Genomic DNA, 21,784 nt, shown 5'->3' with positions numbered 1-21,784 from the left:
CTGTACTCAGGCGAGACTGCGAAGCCTCAGGCAACGCGGCGCAGGATCACCGAACCCACGGAATAGCCCGCCCCAAACGAGCAGATCAGTCCGAGATCCCCGGTCGACAGATCATCGGAGTACTTGGAGAAGGCGATGATCGACCCGGCTGAGGATGTATTGGCATAGTCCTGCAGGATGTTGGGCTGTTCACCAGCCTCCGGCGTACGCCCCAACACTTTTTTGCCGATAAAATCATTCATCGTCTTGTTGGCTTGATGCAGCCAAAGCCGTTTCAGATCTGTGTTTGAAACCCCTTCAGCCTCCATATGCTCAGCGATATGCTGGCTGACCATCGGCAGCACCTCCTTGAACACTTTGCGCCCGTTCTGCATGAACTGCATGTCGCGGCGATCCTCAACACCATCCGGGCGAGAGCGCCGCAGGTATCCATTGTTGTTGCGGATATTGTTGGAGAAGCTGGTGGCACAGCGGGTTGAGAGGATTTCAAAAGACGGCCCGGTTGCGTCTTCGCTGCGCTCGATCAGGGCCGCCGTCGCCACATCGCCAAAGATGAAATGACAATCGCGGTCGCGCCACTCCAGATGGCCCGAACAGATTTCGGGGTTCACCACCAGCGCCGAACGGATGGAACCCGAGCGCACCATATCGGCTGCCGCCTGAATGCCAAAAGTGGCCGACGAGCAAGCGACGTTCATGTCGAAGGCAAAGCCCTTGATGCCAAGCAGGTCCTGAATTTCGATTGCCAGCGCAGGGTAGGCGCGTTCCATATTAGAGGCCGCGCAGATCACTGCATCCACGTCCGCAGCGGTCTTTCCCGCCTGCGCCAGTGCCTTTTTCGCGGCATCCAGCGCCATCTCTGCCATGATCGAAGGCTCATCATCACCGCGCTGGCGCAGCAGCGGGTGCATCACCTCAGGATCCAGAACACCGCTTTTGTCCATCACGTAACGCTGCTCGATGCCAGAGGCCTTCAGGATGAAGTCTTCCGAAGAATGCGCCAGAGGATCCATATCGCCCGCTGCAATCGCCTCTGCGTTTTCGGCATTTACCTTATCAGCATAGGCATTAAAGGCTATGACCAGCTCTGCGTTTGTGATCGTCTGTGACGGGGTAAAGACGCCCGTGCCTGTGATGGCTGGTATATGCATGAGCTGGACCTTCGGGTGGTTTTCAAAGTGCCGCATATGTGGGCATCTTCGCCCCGCAAGGTCAAGTCCGCGCCCTGTCCGCAGGCCCTGGGTCGCCCTTACGTCAAGCAGTGCGGGATATATGGCGGCGGATAAAAATCCTTCCCTGCTTGAATAGTTCGGATTTTGAAATATATCCGCATCAAAGACGGTGGCTATATGATTCGAAATCCCGATAGTGATCCCGACAGGGAACAGACAGCACCACGCCCAGAGGTTTGCGCGATGATGGGTGTTTTTGCGCTCTATTGGCGCGTCGATGCCTGCATCGAGGACACCGTCAACCTGCCAGAACTGAGCCGCCTTGAATGCCATCTGCTGGCGCGGCTTCGCACGCCTTGCCGGATGGGAGAGCTCGCCCGCATGTTGCAGACGGTGCCATCATCGGTGACGACCGCTGCAGATCGGCTAGAGACGCAGGGCTTGATCACACGCCGCCGCGATCCTCAGGACAGGCGGGCCTGGTTGCTGACCCTGACACCAGAGGGTGATGCCAAACGTGACCGGCTGGTCGAGGCTATGTCAGAGCTGTTTCAGCGGATTTCTGGTCTCGACCCAGAAGAAATTCAACAATTTGCGGCCCTGTCGGCCAAAATCCATGACAATGTGTTAAGGGCGGACGCGGATCCGCTTCGGAAGGAGTAACTTATGCAGCTGAGTTCGAGAGTGCTGGCCATGATTGCCGCGCTTGCTTTGGGAGCGACGCCTGCCGTTGCGCAGGATGTTCTGAAGCCGGTCAAACTAATGGAAACCCAATCCGGTGCCAAGCCGATACACCGTGAATTCTATGGTCAGGTTGCGGCCAAGGAAACCGTCGATCTGGCATTTCAGGTTGGGGGCCAGGTGGTCAAATTCCCAGTGACCGAAGGGGCTATTGTGCCTCAGGGGGCATTGATTGCAGAACTCGATCTGGAACCGTTTGAGTTGAAGCTGGACCAGGCACGCCTGCAAAAAGAGCAAGCTGATCGCACTGTGACCCGTCTGGAAAAATTGACGGGGACCGTCAGCCAAGTTTCCATCGACGATGCCGAAACACAGGCTGGGCTGACCCGGATTGCGCTGCGTGATGCCGATTACGCGCTGGAACACGCAACGCTGAACGCGCCGTTTGACGCGTTGGTGTCCAGCCGCGAGGTGGCTGTGTTCAGCACCGTCAGTGCGGGCGCGCCTATCGTGCGTCTGCATGATATGTCTGAGCTGCATATTGAGGTTGATGTGCCCGAGGTGCTCTTTCAACAAGGCGAAGACAACGACGCGCTCACCATTGCGGCAACCTTTCCGGGTAGTCAAAGTTCCTACCCGCTGGAAATTTTGGAATTCGACGCGGAGGCCAGCAGCGTCGGCCAGACTTACCGCGTGACTTTCCGCCTGGACCCGCCCAAAGACCGCCAGATCTTTCCCGGGGCCTCGACCACCGTGCGGGTCACTGTCGATACCGGCATGTCAGCAATTGTAGTGCCGACCACGGCGATCGTCCCGGCCACCAATGGCGACACCGGTGTTATGCTGTTCACGCCCAAGGGCGCGGACGAGGGCACGATCACTTGGACCAAGGTGGACGTCACACCCACCGATAGTGGCGAGATCGAAATCACCGCGGGCCTTGAGGGCGGCGAAGAAATCGTTCTGACAGGTGGTGGCGCACTTTCGGACGGAGAGGCCGTGCGCCGCTTCACCGGCTTTACCAACTGAGGGCGGATCTCATGGACATTGCACGCGGGTCGATCAATCGACCGCTTTATACGTGGATCATCATGCTTGCCGCCTTGTTTGGCGGGATCTGGGGATTCCTGAACCTTGGACGGCTCGAAGATCCGGCCTTCACCATCAAACAAGCAGTGGTCATTACCCAATACCCCGGCGCCAGTGCTGAACAGGTGGCATTGGAAGTGTCTGAACCGCTGGAATCTGCGATTCAGAAAATGGGTGAGGTGAAGCAGATCACCTCCATGAACCAACCGGGGCTGTCGCGCATCGATGTCGAGATGCAGGACACTTTTGATGGCACCGAGCTACCGGCCCTCTGGACCAAATTGCGCACCAAGATTGACGATGCTGCGCGCAATCTGCCCGACGGGGTCAGCACCCCCTTTGTGAACGACGGGTTTGGCGATGTGTTTGGTGTGTTCTACGCAGTGACCGCAGAGGGCTACACCGATGCCGAACGCCATGAGTTGGCCACGTTCCTGCGTCGTGAACTCCTTGCGGTAGACGGCGTCGCTGACGTCGAAATTGCGGGCTTGCCAGAAGAAGCGATCTTTGTTGAGCCGAAGATGGCGATCACGGTCAATCAGAACATCCCGATCAATGCCGTAGCGAATGCGCTTGCTACGGCCAACTCGGTACGCTCTGCCGGTCAGCTCGACAGCGGGCCAGCACAGACCCGGCTCAGCGCGCCTGAGGGCTCGGACTCGGTAACAGAGATTGCGGGCCTGACCGTTGGATCGCAGGGCGAGGTGGTCAACGTTATCGACATGGCCGATGTGCACCGCGGGCGCACGGATAATCCGTCTCAGATCATTCGCTTTGATGGGATTGAGGCCTTCACCATGGGGATCGCTGGTCTTGCGACCGAGAACATCGTTGAGGTTGGCCAGCGGGTTGATGCCCGTCTTGCTGAACTGGACAGCCAGATCCCCTATGGTGTGGAGCTGAAGCCGATATATCAACAGCACGTTGTTGTGGATGAGGCTTCTAACGCATTCCTGCTGAACCTTGCAATGTCGGTTAGCATCGTTGTGCTTGTGCTTGCAATCTTTATGGGCTGGCGTGCCGCCATAGTTGTCGGTGCCACACTTTTGCTGACCGTTGTCGGCACGCTGATGTTCATGAACTTTTTCTCCATTGAGATGGAACGAATTTCCCTTGGGGCGCTGATCATCGCTATGGGGATGCTGGTGGACAATGCAATCGTGGTTGCCGAGGGGATGCAGATCTCTATGGCCCGCGGGCGAACATCGCGCGAGGCTGCGCATGAGGCTGCCGCCAAGACTCAGATCCCGCTCTTGGGTGCGACGGTTATCGGTATCATGGCCTTCGCCGGTATCGGGCTTAGCCCGGATTCCACGGGTGAATTCATGTTCTCGCTGTTTGCAGTGATTGCCATTTCACTGTTGCTCAGCTGGTTGCTGGCGTTGACGGCAACGCCACTGTTGGGACATTACTTCTTTAAGCAGGGCAGCGGCGATGATCACGATGCCTATTCCGGGCTGCTGTTCCGCACGTATGGCAGCATCCTGCGCCTCTCGCTCAAGCTGCGGTGGTTTGTAGTGCCGGGCCTTCTGGCGGTCACGGTGCTGTGCTTCATTGGGTTTGGGCAAGTGAAACAGCAGTTCTTCCCTAACTCCAACACGCCGCTGTTCTTTGTAAACTATAAGCTGCCTCAGGGTACATCGATTACCACGACAGCCGAGCACATGCGTGTCTTCGAGGATTGGCTGGCCGAACGGAGCGACGTGGAAACGGTCGCTACATTTGTCGGACAGGGGGCCACGCGTTTCATGCTGACCTATGATTCCGAGGATCCAAACCCCAGCTACGGCCATCTCATCATCCGGGCGACGAGCCTAGAAGAGATCCCGGCGCTTCAGTCAGATCTGGAAATCTTTGGCCAGGGTCGCTTTCCTGAGGGCGAGTTCCGCACCAAGCGGTTGGTCTTTGGTCCCGGTGGGGGGGCTCCAATTGAGGTGCGGTTTGCCGGGCCTGATCCGCAGGTTCTACGCCAATTGGGCGAAGAGGCGATGCAGCGCCTGCGCGATGCCACGCCCGATATCCTGAGCGTGCGTCAGGATTGGCGCGAGCAGGAGATTACCCTGAAGCCCATCTACGCCACAGACCGCGCCCAAACAGCCGGTGTCACCCGCGAATCCATTGCTGATGCGTTGCTGTTTTCGACCGATGGTTTGCGGGCGGGGGTGTTCCGTGAACGGGATCGCCTGATCCCGATCATCATTCGCCGGGCCGAGGACGGCGACTATAACATGATGGATCAGTTGGTCTTTTCTGAAGCGGCCGGAAAGTTCGTGCCGCTGGAGCAGATGATTGATGGTGTTGATGTGGTGTTGGAGAACACCCTTGTCCATCGCCGGGATCGGGTCCCAACATTGACCGTGGGGGCCGATATCCCGGCGGATCTTACGGCGGCCAGTGTCTTCTCCAAGGTGAAATCCAGCATCGAAGAGATGCAGATGCCGCCGGGCTACACGATGGAATGGGGAGGCGAGCATGAAAACTCTGCCGATGCCAACGCAAGCCTGGGCAAGCAGCTGCCGGTGACAATCCTCATCATGGTGCTGATTTCTGTTCTGCTGTTCAACGCGATCCGCCAGCCGATCATCATCTGGCTCCTCGTGCCGATGTCTGTGAATGGTGTGGTGATTGGTTTGCTGGGGACAGGGATGCCGTTTACCTTTACAGCGCTTCTGGGCCTTCTCAGCCTTTCCGGGATGCTCATCAAGAACGGCATTGTGCTGGTCGAGGAGATTGACCTGGTCCGTGCCGAAGGCAGGCCGCTGCGGGAAGCCATCGTCGAAGCCTCAGTTTCGCGTTTGCGCCCAGTGATGTTGGCGGCGGTCACAACCATTTTGGGGATGGCGCCGTTGCTGACGGATGCGTTCTTTGTGTCGATGGCAATCACCATCATGGGCGGTCTGGCCTTTGCAACCGTGCTGACATTGGTGGCTGCACCGGTCTTCTACCTGATCTTTTTTGGTCGGGAAGAGAAACGCGAACAGGCCATCGTTGCCTGAACCTATCGCTACTTGATCTGAAGAAAGCCCCGGTTTCAAAGCCGGGGCTTTTTTTGTGCGCCACAGAGACAATGCTACAGAGGTGATAATGCTAAGGTTGTAAAATTCCGCGCTTAGCTTTGAGATGCCACGCACAGGTTAAGGTCGAAATAGGAATTGACGGCGCGGATCTCCTGAGAGATGCCAAGCCATAGACATGTCTGCAGGCCTTAAGATTTAGCGCCGTATTCAATCTCCCGGATTCGCCTAATTCGCGGATATCATGGACCCAATTCCGCCTTAATCATCCATGTTTCTTGCCAGAATTGGGCCGAGATCCACTGTGGTAAGGAAAATATCCGTTCAAATACTTGCTGGAAAAGAGACATTTTTTCAGGTGTTTAAGGTGATTTTTTCTAAAAACGTTCAGACCTGTTAAGGAAAATATAGAGGTTTGTCTTTTGCGAGGCAGCGAGACCGGCTGGTGTTAACCCAATGTTAATCACGTCACATTCTGCCCGTGTTTCTGACAGACCCGTACTACTCCAAGCCGCATTCCAGCCGCAGCTGACCCCGATGATGGAGATGTGGGAAAAATGGAGTGAACCATGAAACGCATTATCGGAATTATCGCCGCCGCCTTTATCTTAAGTACAACCTCTAGCATGCCTGTTGAGGCGCAATCTGCCGGGGTCAGGGCGGTGCAGGGCTGGGAAGCCGTCGGACGACTCAATATCGCGGGGCGCAATATGTGCACCGGCAGTCTTATTGCACCCAACCTGGTGTTGACCGCTGCACATTGTCTGTTCAATCCGCAAACAGGACAGGCCGTCAATCCGCGCAACATTAAGTTTGAAGCGGGCTTGAATGGCCGCCGCTCCAAAGCATCTCGCCGTGTGGTCAAGGCAGTGATTCACCCCGGCTACCAACACAAATGGTCCAGCCGCAGCGAAGCGGGCAGCGATATTGCAGTCTTGCGGTTGGATCGTCCAATTGCTGGCAGTCAGATCCGCCCCTTTGCGCTGGCCGCAGCACCAACACCTGGCGAAAGCGTAGATGTGCTGTCTTATAGCGTAAACCAGTCAACCCGTCCTGCTCGTGAAAAAGGGTGCCGGATACTGTCAACCAGAAGTGAAACGCTTGTAACGTCTTGTCGCGTCGAATTCGGGGCCTCTGGCTCTCCGGTCCTGCAAATGCGTCCGGGACAGGCACCAATGTTGGTTTCTGTGATCTCGGCCAAGGCCCAGATCGGCCGCAAGCGGGTGTCGCTGGCCGCAACCTTTGATCGAACGCTGCGGTCGCTGATGCGCCGCGCGGGCTGAAAACGGCCTGCCCAGCTCCCGCTCCGTTTCCCACAAAAGCGTTCCGGGGGGCGGGCATGGCCTGATCAGCAAGAAGCCCCGGAGGATAGACTCCGGGGCTTTTGTTTTGCCGGTGCGCTTACCCGGATGTCAGTGGACAAAATGCAGCCGGTCAAAAGATCTGCGCCAGTTGGCAACTTCGGCGGTGACCGGCTTTCCCTGCAGCGCTTGTGCAATCAGACTTGCCAGAGGGGCTGCATCCTTAGCAGTCATGCCCCAGCGGACCAGTTCTGGTGTGCCAAGTCGCAACCCATTCATGTCACCGGCAACTGATTCCAGCGGCAGGCCGATGCCACTGGCGAGAAAGCCGCCTTTGCGCAATAGTTTGGACGCCGCCTGACCGCCGCCGTAGGGGGCTGCAAGCACCGCAAACTGATGCGAATTGGTGACGCCTTCAGCGGTTTTGAACAGCTTCACACCTTCGCCTTCAAGAGCCGCAGACAGGGCCTGTGCCATAGCGATCATCTCGACCGCATAGGCGCGACCAAAATCACGCCAGTCCAGCATGGTCACGGCAAGTGCCGCGGATTTTGCTACGTCGAAGTTCGCCGTCATGCCGGGAAAGGCGATTGCGTCCAGCGCTTTGGCCATGCTGGCATCATTGGTCACGATCAGGCCACCGGCAGGGCCGCCAAGGCTCTTGTAGGTGCTCATGGTCATGAAGTGAGCCCCTTCCGCGAGCGGATCCGACCAGGCTTTGCCCGCAATAATACCGCATTGATGTGCGGCGTCGAACATCACCTTGGCACCCACTTCATCCGCGATGGCGCGCACCCCGGCGACGGGATGTTCAAACAGATTGAGGCTACCACCAATTGTGATCAACTTGGGGCGTTCCTGTCGCGCCAGCTGCCGCAACCCGCCCATATCCACGGTGTAGCCATCTGCCAGTACTGGCGCTTCGAGACAGCGCAAGCCATACAACCCGGCACAGCCTGTGGCATGGTGGGTCACATGCCCCCCGATTGAGGCTGGCGGTGCAATGATGGTGTCGCCCGGTTGGCAGGTCGCCATAAACCCATAGAGATTGGCCAAGGCCCCGGAGGGGACGCGAATTTCGGCATAATCTGCATCAAAGATCTCACCGGCCAGCTGTGCGGCAATCACCTCTATCTCTTCAATCGCTTCCAGTCCCATTTCGTATTTATCACCCGGATACCCCAGCGACGGGCGGGAGCCGAGCCCGGACGCCAAAAGCGCCTCTGCCTTGGGGTTCATGACGTTGGTCGCAGGGTTGAGGTTGAAGCACTCTTCTTCGTGAATCACACGATTGGTTTCGGTCAGATGCTGGATCCGGCCTAGTAATATATCTGAGCTGGCCGAGGCGATGTCGTCTTCGATCTGCGAGACGCGCTGGGCGCAAGGCTCGGGAAGCCAGGTTTTATGGGCAATAGTCATGGTTTTCTCCCTTGTCTAAAGACAGTTTGCGATCATTCGGAGTGGCGCGACAAATCAGATTTGCTAAAACTTGGGTTAGAAAACCTAAGCCTTGGCGCCGAAGGAGATCGATCATGGCAGTTGCCCCGAGCAGACCAAAAGGGCCACCGATGACCGCCATGCGGGCGTTTGAGGCCGCCGCCCGGCTTCAGAGTTTTGTTGCCGCCGCTGATGAACTTGGTGTTAGCGCGGGGGCGGTGTCACAGCAGGTCAAGGCTCTGGAGGGCTGGGTCGGTACACCGCTTTTTCGACGCAACCCACAAGGGGTGGTGCTGACGGCGGCAGGGCGTGCATTGCTGCCCAGCTTTATCGCTGCTTTTGATGCAATGGGTGCGGCAACCCAGATCCTGCACAGCTTGCGTCCCAGTCGGACCCTGCATATCGCTACGCTGCCGTGCATTGCGCAGCTGTGGTTGCCGTCGCGGCTGAGGCGGCTCCGGGGCCTGATGCCTGATTTGAAAATCTCAGTTACAGCTCTGGAAACGCCACCCAACCTGGCGCGAGAACTGTTTGATTTCGCGCTATTCTTTGCGCCTCACGATTGCAGCGATGCCGAGTGTATCAACCTTGGATCTGACACGATCTATCCGGTCTGTGCACCGTGCTTGGCAGAGCAGCTGAATACACCTCGGGATTTGAATGACGTCGCATTGTTACAAGATCAATCCTGGGCTTTGGATTGGTCAAATTGGGCCACGGCCGCAGGTGTGGCGCTGGATGATGCTCAGGGCGGGCCGCGCTATTCTCTCTACAGTCTTGCGATGCAGGAGGCTGAGGCTGGCGCGGGCGTTTTGATGGGGCATCACAGCCTGGTGGCTGACGCGCTGGCGGCACATCGACTGGTGCGCCCCTATCAGGATCTTTGCTGTGACACAGGTAAGGCTCTCATCCTGTTCCAGCCGCCAACATCACGCCGGTCGAATGACCACAGCGCCATTGCGGACCTGCTCTGCTCGGGTTGATGCCGCGATTTCTGATGTCGATAAAAAGACAGGCCCCGGCAATACGCCGAGGCCTGTCGTTCATTGGTCCACCCGTCAAGAAAACTGAGATGCCTTACCCCTGGAGGCTCTTCACCTCGACGTCGCCCTCGGCCTGTGCCTTGATCGCGCGTGCGGCGGCGTTGGAGCCCGCAGCCGTGGTGAAATAGGGGATCTTGTCGTATAGCGCGACAGAGCGCATCTCTTTGCTGTCCTCGACCGCCTGTGCACCCTCGGTGGTGTTCATCAAGAGCTGCACATGGCCGTCTTTTAGCATGTCGACAACATGTGGACGCCCTTCATAGACCTTGTTGACCAGCTCGCAGGGCACATTGTGCTCTTCTAGCCAGCTCTGGGTGCCGCGCGTGGCCACCAGAGTAAAGCCCTGTTCAACCAGTATATTTGCAGCTTCCAGCATCAACGTGCCTTTGTCAGCATCCTTGATCGAGATAAACGCGCGCCCTTCGGAGGGCAGCACCATCCCGGCGCCCATCTGTGCCTTCAGGAAGGCGCGGGCAAAGCTGCGATCCCAGCCCATGACCTCGCCGGTGGAGCGCATCTCCGGCCCCAGCAGCGTGTCAACACCCGGGAACCGGGCGAAGGGCAGCACCGCCTCTTTGACCGAGAACCAGGGCATATCCGGGTCCGCGAGCGTCATCGGATCTGCCATTGGTGTGTTCACATCGTAGCCTGCGTCTGGCTCATAGGGCGCGCGCGTCGGGAAATTCGACAATGGCTCACCCGCCATGACACGCGCGGCGATGGAGGCGATGGCGCTGTCGGTGGATTTCGCCACAAACGGAACCGTACGCGAGGCGCGCGGGTTCACTTCGATCAGATAGATCACATCCTTGCCGTCGGCATCGGGTTTAACCGCGAACTGGATGTTCATCAGGCCGACCACGTTGAGCGCCTTGGCTAATGCGTTGGTCTGGGTTTTGACCTCTGCAATTACCTCTTTCGACAGCGAATAGGGCGGCAGCGAGCAGGCGCTGTCACCAGAGTGAACGCCAGCTTCTTCAATATGCTGCATGATGCCTGCCACATGCACATCAGTGCCGTCGCAGATAGCGTCTACGTCCAGTTCCACCGCGCCAGAGAGATAGCTGTCGAGCAGAACCGGACTGTCCCCGGAGACCACAACCGCCTCGGCGATATAGCGCCTCAGCTGGTCCATATCGCGCACGATCTCCATCGCGCGGCCACCCAGAACGTAAGACGGGCGGATCACCAGAGGGAAGCCGATCTCTTCCGCAATTTCAAGCGCTTGCGCATCTGTGGAGGCAATGCCGTTATGCGGCTGCTTGAGGCCCAGCTGGTTGACCAGCGCCTGGAACCGTTCGCGGTCTTCGGCCAGATCGATCGCGTCGGGCGAGGTGCCGAGGATCGGGATGCCTTCCTGTTCCAGCGCATTGGCCAGCTTCAGCGGGGTCTGGCCACCAAACTGTACGATCACGCCGTGCAGGGTGCCGTTTTCCAGCTCCACGCGCAGGATTTCCATCACATGTTCAAACGTCAGCGGTTCGAAATACAGCCGGTCAGAGGTGTCATAGTCAGTCGACACTGTTTCCGGGTTACAGTTGATCATGATGGTTTCATAACCCGCGTCCGTCAGCGCAAAACAGGCATGACAGCAGCAATAGTCAAACTCGATCCCCTGACCAATCCGATTCGGGCCGCCGCCGAGGATGACGACTTTTTTCTTGTCCGAAGGGCGCGCTTCACATTCCACATCGCCAAAGGCTGGAGCCTCGTAGGTGGAATACATATAGGGGGTCTGCGCCTCAAACTCGGCGGCACAGGTGTCGATGCGTTTGAATACGGCATTGACACCCAGCGCACGGCGGGCGGCGCGGATATCGCCTTCACGCTGATCGGTGAGCATGGCAAGACGCGCGTCGGTAAAGCCCAGCATCTTGATCGCGCGCAGACCATGTTCGTCCTGCGGCAGGCCTTCGGCGCGGATCTTTGTCTCTGCCTCAACGATTTCGCGGATACGGGCCAGAAACCACGGATCAAATTTGGTGACCGCGTGGATGTCTTCGTCGGACAGGCCGTGACGCATTGCCTGGGCAATGGTGCGCATCCGGTCCGGGGTTTGTTTGCTGATCGCCTTGATCACCGCAGCCTTGCCATCGGTGCCATCTTCGGCGCCGGGAATAGCGACCTCGTCAAAGCCGGTGAGCCCAGTTTCCATCGACGCCAGTGCTTTTTGCAGGCTCTCATGGATGGTGCGGCCAATGGCCATGGTTTCGCCCACGGATTTCATCGCCGTTGTCAGATAGGGCTCTGAGCCTGCAAATTTCTCAAAGGCAAAGCGCGGGATCTTGGTGACGACATAGTCAATCGTCGGCTCAAACGACGCCGGGGTCACGCCGGTGATGTCATTGTCCAGCTCGTCCAGTGTGAAACCAACCGCCAGCTTGGCGGCGATCTTGGCAATCGGGAAGCCGGTCGCCTTGGAGGCCAGCGCCGAGGAGCGGCTGACGCGCGGGTTCATCTCGATCACCACCATACGGCCATCGGCAGGGTTTACGGCCCATTGCACGTTGGACCCGCCGGTTTCCACGCCAATCTCGCGCAGCACCGCAATCGAGGCCGAACGCATCATCTGGTATTCTTTATCGGTCAGGGTCAGCGCGGGGGCCACGGTGATCGAATCACCGGTATGGACGCCCATCGGGTCAATGTTCTCGATCGAGCAGACGATAATCGCGTTGTCGGCGGTGTCGCGCACCACCTCCATTTCGTACTCTTTCCAACCCAGCAGGCTCTCATCCACAAGGATCTGATTGACCGGCGATGCATCCATGCCAGTGCGGCAGAAGTGGATGTAGTCTTCGCGATTATACGCGACCCCACCGCCGGTCCCGCCAAGGGTAAAGGCCGGGCGAATGATTGCGGGCAGGCCGATGTCTTCCAACTCGTCCAGCGCCATCTGAACACCTGCGTCCAGATCGGCATTGCCGTTATCTTTCTTCGGCGCAGTAATGATTGTGGCGCGGGGGTTCTCCAGTCCAAGCCGATCCATCGCTTCGCGGAACAGCTTGCGGTCTTCTGCCATTTCAATGGCTTCGCGCTTCGCACCGATCATCTCAACGTCGAATTTGGCCAGCACGCCCATCTCTTCCAGCGCCAGCGCGGTGTTCAGGCCGGTCTGCCCGCCCATCGTCGGCAGCAGCGCGTCGGGGCGTTCTTTTTCGATGATCTTGGCAACCACTTCCGGTGTGATCGGCTCGATGTAGGTGGCATCCGCCAGACCCGGATCAGTCATGATCGTCGCCGGGTTCGAATTCACCAGAATGACCCGGTAGCCCTCTTCGCGAAGTGCCTTGCAGGCCTGCGCGCCGGAGTAGTCAAACTCACAGGCTTGGCCAATGATGATCGGCCCCGCACCAATGATCATGATCGATTGGATATCGGTTCTTTTCGGCATGGCCTGAATCCCTCTGATTTGCGCGAGTCATGGGCACCCCCGTGCGCCCAAATTGTCCTGCGTTATAGGCACCGCACCGAAAGGTTCAAGGGGGATCGGAAACCGAATTGGAAATGCCGCATCCATGCCTTTTGTTCGCATAGCGAACGGATATATGTGGAGAGGCTAGAGATACGGAGCAGGCAGACGTGCGGATTCGCTTTGATCAGGGGCCAAAGGGGGCCGGTACATGTTTTGATACCCCGCTGCGCATCATTCGCGCGGACGGGCCGGACGACGTGCCCGCCGCCTTGGCTGCACTGGATATGGTGCGCGACGCGGGCCATTGGCTGGCCGGCTATGCATCGTATGAGCTGGGCTATGCACTGGAGCCAAAACTGGCGAGCCGAATGCCAAAGGCGCGGCGGCTGCCGCTGATCTGTTTCGGGGTTTACGAAGCGCCCTCCTGCGGGGGCGGGTGGGCGTCGCCGGATCTGCCTGCAGGCGATGCGGGTCTTGAGGGCACCACCCCCCGCTGGACCTATGAACGTTACGCTCAGGCCTTCGCCGAGGTTAACCACAACATCGGCAAGGGCGACATCTATCAGGCCAATCTGACCTTTCCGATTGATGCTGGTGCCTATGGCGCCACTGAAAACCTCTATGCCGTATTGGAAGCCAGACAGGCCGTTGGCTACGGCGCCCTGATCGAACAGGACGGGTTGCCGGATCTGTTATCGCGCTCGCCCGAGCTGTTCTTCCGCACCGATTCTGACGGCGTGATTGAAACCCGCCCGATGAAAGGCACCCAGCCGCGCAGCGCCGATCCGGTGGAGGACGCCCGCCGCCGCGACTTCCTGCGCCAGGATGAGAAAAACCGCGCTGAAAACCTGATGATCGTTGATCTCTTGCGCAATGACATTTCCCGCGTGGCACAGACCGGCTCGGTCCATGTGCCCGAACTGTTTGCGGTCGAGAGCTACGCGACGGTGCATCAGATGGTTTCCATGGTGCGCGCCAGATTGCGCCCCGACGTCGGGTTGGCAGAGATATTTTCGGCGCTGTTCCCTTGCGGGTCCATCACCGGCGCGCCGAAAATTCGTTCGATGGAGATTTTGGCGGACCTGGAACCCTGGGCGCGTGATATCTACTGCGGTACTATCGGCTGGGCGGCACCGGATGGATCGTCCGAATTCAACGTGGCCATCCGCACGCTGATGCTGGAAGACAGCCGCGCGACGCTCAATGTGGGCGGCGGCGTGGTCTGGGACAGCACCGCAGAATCCGAATATGAGGAAGCGCTATGGAAAGCCCGGTTCGCCCACGTGACGCCATCCAGAACGATCCCGCTTTCCGCCTGATCGAGACGCTGGGCTGGCATCCGGGGCAGGGGTTCCGGCATCTGTCGCAGCATCTGGCCCGGATGGCGCGCAGCGCGGCAGCGTTTGACCTTGCCTTCGATGCTGAGGAGGCCGCGCGTATATTGGCTGAGGTGACGGGCACAGCACCGCTGCGCTGTCGGCTCACGTTGGGCGTGGATGGGCAGCTGGCGCTGGTCAAAGCGCTGCTTGGTCCGTCACCGTCGCAATGGCGTATGGGCATTGCGAAGACCCAGCTGGATGCGGGAGATATTTGGCTGCAGCACAAAACTACCCGCCGCGCGCTCTACGATGCCGCTCGGGCAAACCTGCCGGAAGGCGTGGATGAACTGCTGTTCCTGAATGAGCACGGCGCGATTTGCGAGGGCACCATCACCAATATTTTCGTGACCCGCGCGGACGGGCAGGTGGTGACGCCGCGGCTCAGCTGCGGTTTGCTGCCGGGGATCCTGCGGCAGGGGATGCTGGAAAACGGTCACTGTAAAGAAGCGGTGCTGCGGCTTGAGGACCTGATGGAGGCAAAAGCCATCCATATGGGCAACTCCCTGCGGGGGCTGATCCCGGCACGGCTGGTATAGCGGGGAACTGGGGGTTTCAGGCGTCAGACCACGTGGAAATCACCCAGTTTGCTTGACAACGCCGCCGCAACCTAGTGTACCACCCCGGACGAATTCCGCGCCGTTCTGGCGCATCTCCTGATTGACGGCCCGCCCGGTCATGTGACCGGTATAACGAAAGGTCACCCCATGCACGACTATCGCAGCCATACCTGCGCCGAACTCAACAAATCCAACGTCGGTGAGACCGTCCGCCTGTCGGGCTGGGTCCACCGGGTGCGCGATCACGGCGGCCTTCTGTTCATCGACCTGCGTGATCATTACGGCGTCACCCAGGTCATGGCTGACCCGGACAGCCCGGTGTTTGCCGAGATCGAGAAGGTGCGCTCCGAATGGTGTATCCGCATTGATGGCAACGTGAAGGCGCGCGACGAGAGCCTTGTGAACGACAAGATCCCCACCGGTGAGATCGAAGTCTTCATCCGTGACATCGAAGTGCTCGGCAAATCCGAAGAGCTGCCGCTGATGGTGTTCGGCGAACAGGAATACCCGGAAGAAACCCGTCTGCGCTATCGCTATCTCGACCTGCGTCGTGAGAAGATGCAGAAGAACATGCTCTTGCGCTCCAACATGGTCGCTTCGATCCGCAAGCGTATGTGGGACAAGGGGTTCAACGAATTTCAGACCCCGATCATCACAGCCTCCAGCCCCGAAGGCGCGCGTGACTTCCTGGTGCCGTCGCGTCTGCATCCGGGCAAGTTCTACGCCCTGCCGCAGGCGCCGCAGCAGTTCAAACAGCTGATGATGGTCTCGGGTTTTGATAAATACTTCCAGATCGCGCCCTGTTTCCGCGATGAAGATCCGCGCGCCGACCGCTCGCCCACCGATTTCTACCAGCTCGACCTGGAGATGTCCTTTGTCACCCAGCAGGATGTGTTCGACACCATCCAGCCGGTGATGCAGGGCGTGTTTGAGGAGTTCGGGAAAGGCCGCAAGGTCGACAGTGAATGGCCGCAGATCTCCTATAAGGATGCCGCCAAATGGTACGGCACCGACAAGCCGGACCTGCGCAACCCGATCAAGATGCAGGACTGCTCCGAGCATTTCCGTGGGTCTGGTTTTGCGATCTTTGCGAATCTTCTGGAAAACGAAGGTACTGAAATCCGCGCGATCCCGGCCCCCAAAGGTGGCAGCCGCAAGTTCTGCGACCGGATGAACAAATTCGCTCAGGGCGAAGGCCTGCCGGGCATGGGCTATATCTTCTGGCGTGATCAGGGCGAAGGCATGGAAGCGGCAGGTCCGCTGGCCAAGAATATCGGCCCCGAGCGCACCGAAGCCATTCGCCAGCAGCTGGGTCTCGGCGTGGGCGATGCGGCGTTCTTCCTCGGTGGTAAGCCAAAGACCTTCGAAAGCGTTGCAGGCCGCGCCCGCACCGTGATTGGCGAAGAGCTGGGTCTGACCGACAAAGACCGCTTTGCCTTCTGCTGGATCGTGGATTTCCCGATCTACGAGAAGGACGAGGAAACCGGCAAGATCGATTTCGAGCACAACCCGTTCTCGATGCCGCAGGGTGGCATGGACGCGCTGCTGTCCGATCCGCTGGCGGTCAAAGGCTATCAGTACGATCTGGCTTGCAACGGCTATGAGCTGGTCTCGGGCGCGATCCGGAACCACAAGCCGGAGATTATGTTCAAGGCCTTTGAAATTGCGGGCTACGGCAAGGAAGAAGTTGAAAAGCGTTTTGGTGGCATGGTCAATGCGTTCCAATACGGCGCCCCGCCGCACGGGGGCTGCGCGGCCGGCATCGACCGTATGGTGATGCTCTTGGCCGACGAGGCCAACATCCGCGAGGTGATCATGTTCCCGATGAACCAGCGCGCCGAAGATCTGATGATGTCAGCGCCGTCCGAGCCGATGAGCGATCAGCTGATGGAGCTGGGGCTGCGCGTGATCCCGCAGGACTAGTAAGCAAAGGTCGTCATTGCATCTCTGAAGAAACGAATGAAAACCCGGGGCGGACCGCCTCGGGTTTTTTGCCGCTGGCACCGGAGCAGGCGGGTTGCCGCGTATTATCTGTCTGGCACCTTGGGGGAAGCCGCCATGCTCTTGCCTCGTGGCCGGGGCAATGGTCATATGCCAAAGTGTCCCCAGATTGCCCCTGCTGCGGGTAATTGTGGCATTCAAAGGGTCCGAGACGATGGCATTTGATCCCCAGTTGGCAGAAATCCGATTTGGCTGCGGGCTGTCCCCAAGCCATGTGCCCATGCGCGACGCGACAGCTATGTTGAACGGCTTGCTGAAGGTTGATCAGGCGGCGCAGGACTGGCCGATCCCAGGATTCGACGGCGTGTTTGCCGATGCGCGTGCCTATTCGGCGGCCCGGCGGGCGCGCAAGCAGGCGGTTGACACCCCGCAGTTTGCGGCGCGGGACAAGGCGCTGAACCAGCAGCGTGCGTTGATGCGCGATCATCAGGCGGACTGGTTCATCCAACGTTTGCTGCGCTGTGTGACCACGCCCGATGGGTTTCGCGAACGGGTGACGCTGTTCTGGGCTGATCACTTTACCGCGCAGGGCAAGATCGCCGCGCTGCGCTATGGTGCGACGCCCTATGTGGAAACTGCCGTTCGCCCTAATATCGCGGCGCGGTTTGAGGACCTGCTGATTGCTGCGGTCACCAACCCGCTGATGCTGCATTATCTTGATCAGCACCGTTCCACCGGGCCAAACAGCCGTCGCGCCAAACGGCTAGCCAGCCGCCGTGGCCTGGAGGTTGGCCTGAATGAAAACCTTGCCCGCGAAGTGCTGGAGTTGCACACATTGGGGGTCGATGGCCCCTATACACAACAGGACGTTCGTCAACTGGCCGAGCTGTTCACGGGCATGACCTACAATCTGAAGGATGGGTTCAGATTTTCATCCGGCCATGCTGAACCCGGCCCAGAGACAGTGATGGGCCAAAGCTACGGTGGTGACGATGCGGGGTTCGAGGCTATCCAAGATGCCCTGCGCGATTTGGCGCGACATCCTGCAACCGCCAGCCACCTTGCGTATAAACTGGCTGTTCATTTCACCAGCGATACGCCGGACCCTGATCTGGTGGCGCATCTGACTGCCCGGTACCGCGAAACCTCGGGTGATCTGATGCAGGTCTATGCTGCTCTGCTGGAGCACCCCGCCGCCTGGGTCTTTGAGCTGCGCAACGTCAAACCGCCCTTTGCCTATCTGGCCTCCGCCTGTCGCGCACTTGGGGTGCCCGCTGCGGCGCTGCGCGGGCTAAATCGTAAACAGGTGCATCGCTTATTCCTGCGTCCGATGCAGCGGATGGGGCAGCGCTGGGAGTTCTCCAATGGCCCTGATGGCTGGTCCGAGGCGGATGGCGACTGGATCACGCCGCAGGCACTGGCCGAACGCATGCGCTGGTGCATGGCTGTGCCTGCGCGTCTTATGGAGCGGCTCCCAGCGCCGCTGGCGATGCTGGAGACTGCGCTGGGCACCCGGTCCAATGCACAGCTGCGTTTTGTCGCAACAGCCGCCGAAACCGAGCGAGAGGCCGTGGGTTTGATCCTGGCCTCACCGACCTTCCAGCGCCGTTGAGAGGATATGATGATGACCAAGCACGCCTCATCCAGCGCCAAAGCCTATTCTAGGCGCAGCTTTCTGACCCGCTCCGGGCTTGTGGGCTGTTCCTTGGCGGCCAGCCCGCTCCTGACTCCGGTCAGCTTTGCTGCGGCCCCGTGGGACAGCAGGTTGGTGGTGATTATTCTGCGCGGCGGGATGGACGCGCTTGACGTGGTGCAGCCCTATGGCGACCCTGCCTATGCTGGTCTACGATCCAGCCTTCTTGGCGGGCCGCAAAACGGGGCGTTGGACCTTGACGGGTATTTCGCACTGCATCCGGCCTTGGCACCGCTGATGCCGCTCTGGCAGGCGCAACAGCTGGGCTTTGTGCATGCGGTGTCGACGCCTTACCGGAACAAACGCAGCCACTTTGACGGTCAGGATTTGCTGGAAGCAGGCACGCCGGGCCTGCATGAGCGCCGTGATGGCTGGTTGAACAGACTTCTGCAGGTCACGCCGGGAGTCGAGGCCAGAACGGCCTTTGCCATTGGGCAGGGCGATATGAAACTTTTGCAGGGCTCTGCTCCGGTCTCGGATTGGTCGCCGGATGCACAGATTGCGCTCAGCCCGCAGGCTGAGCGTCTGGCAGGTCTGATGATGGAACAGGATCCGCTATTTCATGCCGCGTTGGGCGAGGCGCTGGATCTGGCGCGTGACGCAAGAGACAATGCTGCAAATGCGGCGCGCCGCGGGAAACGATCGCGTCCTCACCAGCGGATCGCGGATTATGCCGCGACGCAACTGCGAGGTGATACCAGAATTGCGGCCTTCTCCATCAATGGCTGGGATACCCACAATCGCCAGACCGGGGCGCTGACACGGGCGCTAGGGCGGCTCTCCGATACAATCCTGACACTGAAGGCCGGGCTGGGGGCGGGGATCTGGGATAAGACCGCTGTGGTGGCGATGACGGAATTTGGCCGCACCGCGCGGGAGAATGGCACTGGGGGAACTGACCACGGTACTGGGGGGGCGATGGTGCTGGCGGGCGGGGCGATCCGGGGTGGCCGGGTCCATGGTCACTGGCCTGGGCTGGACGAGGCCGCGCTGTTTGATCGCCGTGATCTGATGCCGACGGGTGATGTGCGGGCGCAGGTGGGGTGGATCATGCGGGGCATGATTGGCGTTAGACATCAGGACATCGCGAATGTGATTTTCCCTGGGGTCGAGATGACCACTGACCCCGGCTTGCTACGCCTGTGACACGGCAGACGGCGACAGAGAGAGGTGTCCGTGTAAAATCTCGGCCCCCATCAAAGGTGCAATCCGCGATCGTGATTAGCGGCTGCTGCGATCCAAGATCACCATAGATGCTATGCTGCGGTCGCGGTTGCGGCGAATTTCACGGGCAGAAAACCGGGCCTGAAGATACAGCACAATCCCCAGCGTGGCAGAGGCGACAAGAACAACTTCGATCATCTCAGATAGCGACCTTCTGTTTTAAACGTTCCTGCACCAGACCGGCTACCCGGGCCGCAACGGCGGCAACGGGTCGTCCAGAGTTCCGCGCATCTGCAAGTTCTGCGGCCGCGCCGGCCAGGAGGGAATCGCCAACGCTGCGGGCGACACCGCCTAGAAATTGCGCCACATAGTCTAACGTCTGTCCTTCTTCGGCCTCGTTCAAGACCTCGGCGGCGTGGGACATGTCATCCTGGAATGCCAAAAGATCAGGTTCGATCACCTCATCGCTCAGCTCATTTGGGCCGGACAATTGCCGGTCGGCGGGCAGGCGGGACAAGATTGCCGATTGAAACGCGGCCAGCGAGGTGATCGGCTTGGCCAGAAAACCATCAGCGCCAGCCTCCATCGCCCTTGTTTCGCCGGCCTCATCTCCGGATATGCCAAGGATAACACCAACACGCGGGGAGGCTTCGGCCATCGCACGAATCAGATCCGCACCGGATCCATCTGGCAGGCCAAGGTCGGCGATGACTACAGACGGACGATAGACCTTCAGGTGGCGGTGTGCGGACTTCAGACAATCCGCGCGCCGGATCCGTGCCCCGCTGCGCAGGCAAAGCAATCGCATCGCCTCGCAGGCGTATCGGCTGTCTTCCACCACAAGGATCGTCAGCCCCAACAAAGGTCGTTTGGTGGTGGGCAGGCGGTGGGCGGCAGCAAACAGTTCCGAATCGTCCATGGCTAAGGCTCCTGACTGGATACGACTCAACGCTAGGGAAACGGGGCTAACAGGCGGTTAACGGCCGATGGCGCCTATAGGTTGAATCGAAATAACTTTGATAAATCTATGAAACGAAGCGTTTTCACCGGGAATTTTCTGCCGCGCGGATTGGCGCACTTGCCCGCACGGTTCGAGTCTTTGATAAGTCATCACCAACAGATCACTCAGGAGACTGCAAAAATGATTGGCCGCCTCAACCACGTCGCAATCGCCGTACCCGACCTTGATGCCGCATCTGCGCAGTATCGTAACACCTTGGGTGCGACGGTTGGGGCACCCCAGGATGAGCCAGACCACGGCGTTACGGTGGTGTTCATCGACCTGCCCAACACCAAAATTGAACTGCTCTATCCGTTGGGTGAAAACTCTCCGATCATGGGGTTTCTGGAAAAGAACCCAGCTGGTGGTATTCACCACATCTGCTATGAGGTCGACGATATCCTTGCAGCCCGCGACCGGATGAAGGCCGAAGGCGCACGGGTGCTTGGCTCGGGCGAGCCCAAGATCGGTGCCCACGGCAAACCAGTTCTTTTCCTGCATCCAAAGGATTTCAACGGCTGCCTGGTGGAATTGGAACAGGTTTGACGCTATCTGCCCTCTATCCCGCACTTGTGGGGCAAGGGCACTAGAAGGACAGGCATCATGGGCGTTACATCCGGTTTGGTACTTTATGCGGTGATCTGGTTCATGACCTTTCTGATCGTGATCCCGATCAGAATTCAAACCCAGGGCGACCGTGGCGAAATCGTCCCCGGCACCCACGCGGGCGCGCCAGAACAGCACTATCTAAAGCAGAAGGCCGTGATCACCACCATTGCCGCAGCAGTCATCTGGGGGATCATCGCCACGATCATCCTCGGCGGCTGGATTTCGGTCAATGATTTCGACTGGCTTGATCGGCTGCCCGACCCGGAGTAAGCGCGGGCGCGACAACCAC

17 protein-coding genes are annotated in these 21,784 nt (G+C 59.1%); 12 read left to right on the top strand and 5 right to left on the bottom strand.

Annotated elements, in window-relative coordinates; translation table 11 throughout:
• Window positions 1-26: 26 nt before the first annotated feature.
• Window positions 27-1,151, bottom strand: a complete 1,125-nt coding sequence (locus tag PhaeoP97_RS11510; protein WP_072505165.1) for a beta-ketoacyl-ACP synthase III — start codon at window positions 1,149-1,151, stop codon at window positions 27-29.
• 198 nt (window positions 1,152-1,349) lie between these two features.
• Between PhaeoP97_RS11510 and PhaeoP97_RS11505 the strand changes: the two genes are divergently transcribed.
• From PhaeoP97_RS11505 to PhaeoP97_RS11490, 4 genes are all read left to right on the top strand, one after another.
• Window positions 1,350-1,835, top strand: a complete 486-nt coding sequence (locus PhaeoP97_RS11505; protein WP_072506453.1) for a MarR family winged helix-turn-helix transcriptional regulator — start codon at window positions 1,350-1,352, stop codon at window positions 1,833-1,835.
• 3 nt (window positions 1,836-1,838) lie between these two features.
• Window positions 1,839-2,882, top strand: coding sequence for an efflux RND transporter periplasmic adaptor subunit (locus PhaeoP97_RS11500; protein ID WP_072505164.1), 1,044 nt, complete (start codon window positions 1,839-1,841; stop codon window positions 2,880-2,882).
• A gap of 11 nt (window positions 2,883-2,893) precedes the next feature.
• Window positions 2,894-5,938, top strand: coding sequence for an efflux RND transporter permease subunit (locus PhaeoP97_RS11495; RefSeq protein WP_072505163.1), 3,045 nt, complete (start codon window positions 2,894-2,896; stop codon window positions 5,936-5,938).
• A gap of 587 nt (window positions 5,939-6,525) precedes the next feature.
• On the top strand, window positions 6,526-7,239 hold the full coding sequence (locus PhaeoP97_RS11490) for a trypsin-like serine peptidase (RefSeq protein ID WP_072505162.1): 714 nt from the start codon (window positions 6,526-6,528) through the stop codon (window positions 7,237-7,239).
• A gap of 129 nt (window positions 7,240-7,368) precedes the next feature.
• Here PhaeoP97_RS11490 and PhaeoP97_RS11485 read toward each other — a convergent pair whose 3' ends face one another.
• Window positions 7,369-8,676, bottom strand: coding sequence for a serine hydroxymethyltransferase (locus PhaeoP97_RS11485; protein ID WP_072505161.1), 1,308 nt, complete (start codon window positions 8,674-8,676; stop codon window positions 7,369-7,371).
• Between the two features lie 113 nt (window positions 8,677-8,789).
• On the opposite strand from PhaeoP97_RS11485, the gene PhaeoP97_RS11480 reads away from it, so the two are divergent.
• Window positions 8,790-9,677: a LysR family transcriptional regulator gene (locus PhaeoP97_RS11480; RefSeq protein WP_072505160.1), complete on the top strand. Its 888-nt coding sequence runs from the start codon at window positions 8,790-8,792 to the stop codon at window positions 9,675-9,677.
• A 94-nt stretch (window positions 9,678-9,771) separates the two neighbouring features.
• Here PhaeoP97_RS11480 and carB read toward each other — a convergent pair whose 3' ends face one another.
• Entirely contained in the window at window positions 9,772-13,131 is a 3,360-nt protein-coding gene (carB, locus tag PhaeoP97_RS11475; protein ID WP_072505159.1) for a carbamoyl-phosphate synthase large subunit, read from the bottom strand.
• Between the two features lie 188 nt (window positions 13,132-13,319).
• On the opposite strand from carB, the gene PhaeoP97_RS11470 reads away from it, so the two are divergent.
• The 5 genes from PhaeoP97_RS11470 to PhaeoP97_RS11450 all read left to right on the top strand — a co-directional run bounded on the left by PhaeoP97_RS11470 (window position 13,320) and on the right by PhaeoP97_RS11450 (window position 19,868).
• Window positions 13,320-14,471, top strand: a complete 1,152-nt coding sequence (locus tag PhaeoP97_RS11470) for an aminodeoxychorismate synthase component I (protein ID WP_072505158.1) — start codon at window positions 13,320-13,322, stop codon at window positions 14,469-14,471.
• Window positions 14,414-15,067: an aminotransferase class IV family protein gene (locus PhaeoP97_RS11465; RefSeq protein ID WP_072505157.1), complete on the top strand. Its 654-nt coding sequence runs from the start codon at window positions 14,414-14,416 to the stop codon at window positions 15,065-15,067. The genes PhaeoP97_RS11470 and PhaeoP97_RS11465 overlap by 58 nt, the downstream gene beginning before the upstream one ends.
• Window positions 15,068-15,235: 168 nt before the next feature.
• Entirely contained in the window at window positions 15,236-17,011 is a 1,776-nt protein-coding gene (gene aspS, locus PhaeoP97_RS11460; RefSeq protein WP_072505156.1) for an aspartate--tRNA ligase, read from the top strand.
• A 232-nt stretch (window positions 17,012-17,243) separates the two neighbouring features.
• A complete protein-coding gene (locus tag PhaeoP97_RS11455) occupies window positions 17,244-18,641 on the top strand; it encodes a DUF1800 domain-containing protein (RefSeq protein WP_072505155.1) in 1,398 nt (465 codons plus the stop codon).
• A gap of 12 nt (window positions 18,642-18,653) precedes the next feature.
• A complete protein-coding gene (locus PhaeoP97_RS11450; protein ID WP_072506452.1) occupies window positions 18,654-19,868 on the top strand; it encodes a DUF1501 domain-containing protein in 1,215 nt (404 codons plus the stop codon).
• A gap of 75 nt (window positions 19,869-19,943) precedes the next feature.
• Here the strand turns inward: PhaeoP97_RS11450 and PhaeoP97_RS20310 are convergent, their stop codons facing one another.
• Window positions 19,944-20,084 (bottom strand): hypothetical protein, encoded by a 141-nt coding sequence (locus tag PhaeoP97_RS20310; protein ID WP_157891251.1) that lies wholly within the window; start codon window positions 20,082-20,084, stop codon window positions 19,944-19,946.
• Window position 20,085: 1 nt separating this feature from the next.
• Window positions 20,086-20,805, bottom strand: a complete 720-nt coding sequence (locus PhaeoP97_RS11445) for a response regulator (protein WP_072505154.1) — start codon at window positions 20,803-20,805, stop codon at window positions 20,086-20,088.
• A 222-nt stretch (window positions 20,806-21,027) separates the two neighbouring features.
• Between PhaeoP97_RS11445 and mce the strand changes: the two genes are divergently transcribed.
• Both mce and PhaeoP97_RS11435 read left to right on the top strand, forming a co-directional pair.
• On the top strand, window positions 21,028-21,432 hold the full coding sequence (mce, locus tag PhaeoP97_RS11440) for a methylmalonyl-CoA epimerase (protein WP_072506451.1): 405 nt from the start codon (window positions 21,028-21,030) through the stop codon (window positions 21,430-21,432).
• Window positions 21,433-21,489: 57 nt separating this feature from the next.
• The gene (locus PhaeoP97_RS11435; RefSeq protein WP_072505153.1) at window positions 21,490-21,765 is read left to right on the top strand and encodes a DUF1467 family protein; all 276 of its coding nucleotides are present in this window, start codon (window positions 21,490-21,492) and stop codon (window positions 21,763-21,765) included.
• Window positions 21,766-21,784: the final 19 nt, after the last annotated feature.

Origin of the sequence: Phaeobacter porticola, from assembly GCF_001888185.1 — a bacterium.
Classification (GTDB): domain Bacteria; phylum Pseudomonadota; class Alphaproteobacteria; order Rhodobacterales; family Rhodobacteraceae; genus Phaeobacter; species Phaeobacter porticola.
The sequence above is the reverse complement of the archived record's forward strand: the minus strand, read 5'-3'. Positions and strand labels throughout refer to the sequence as shown.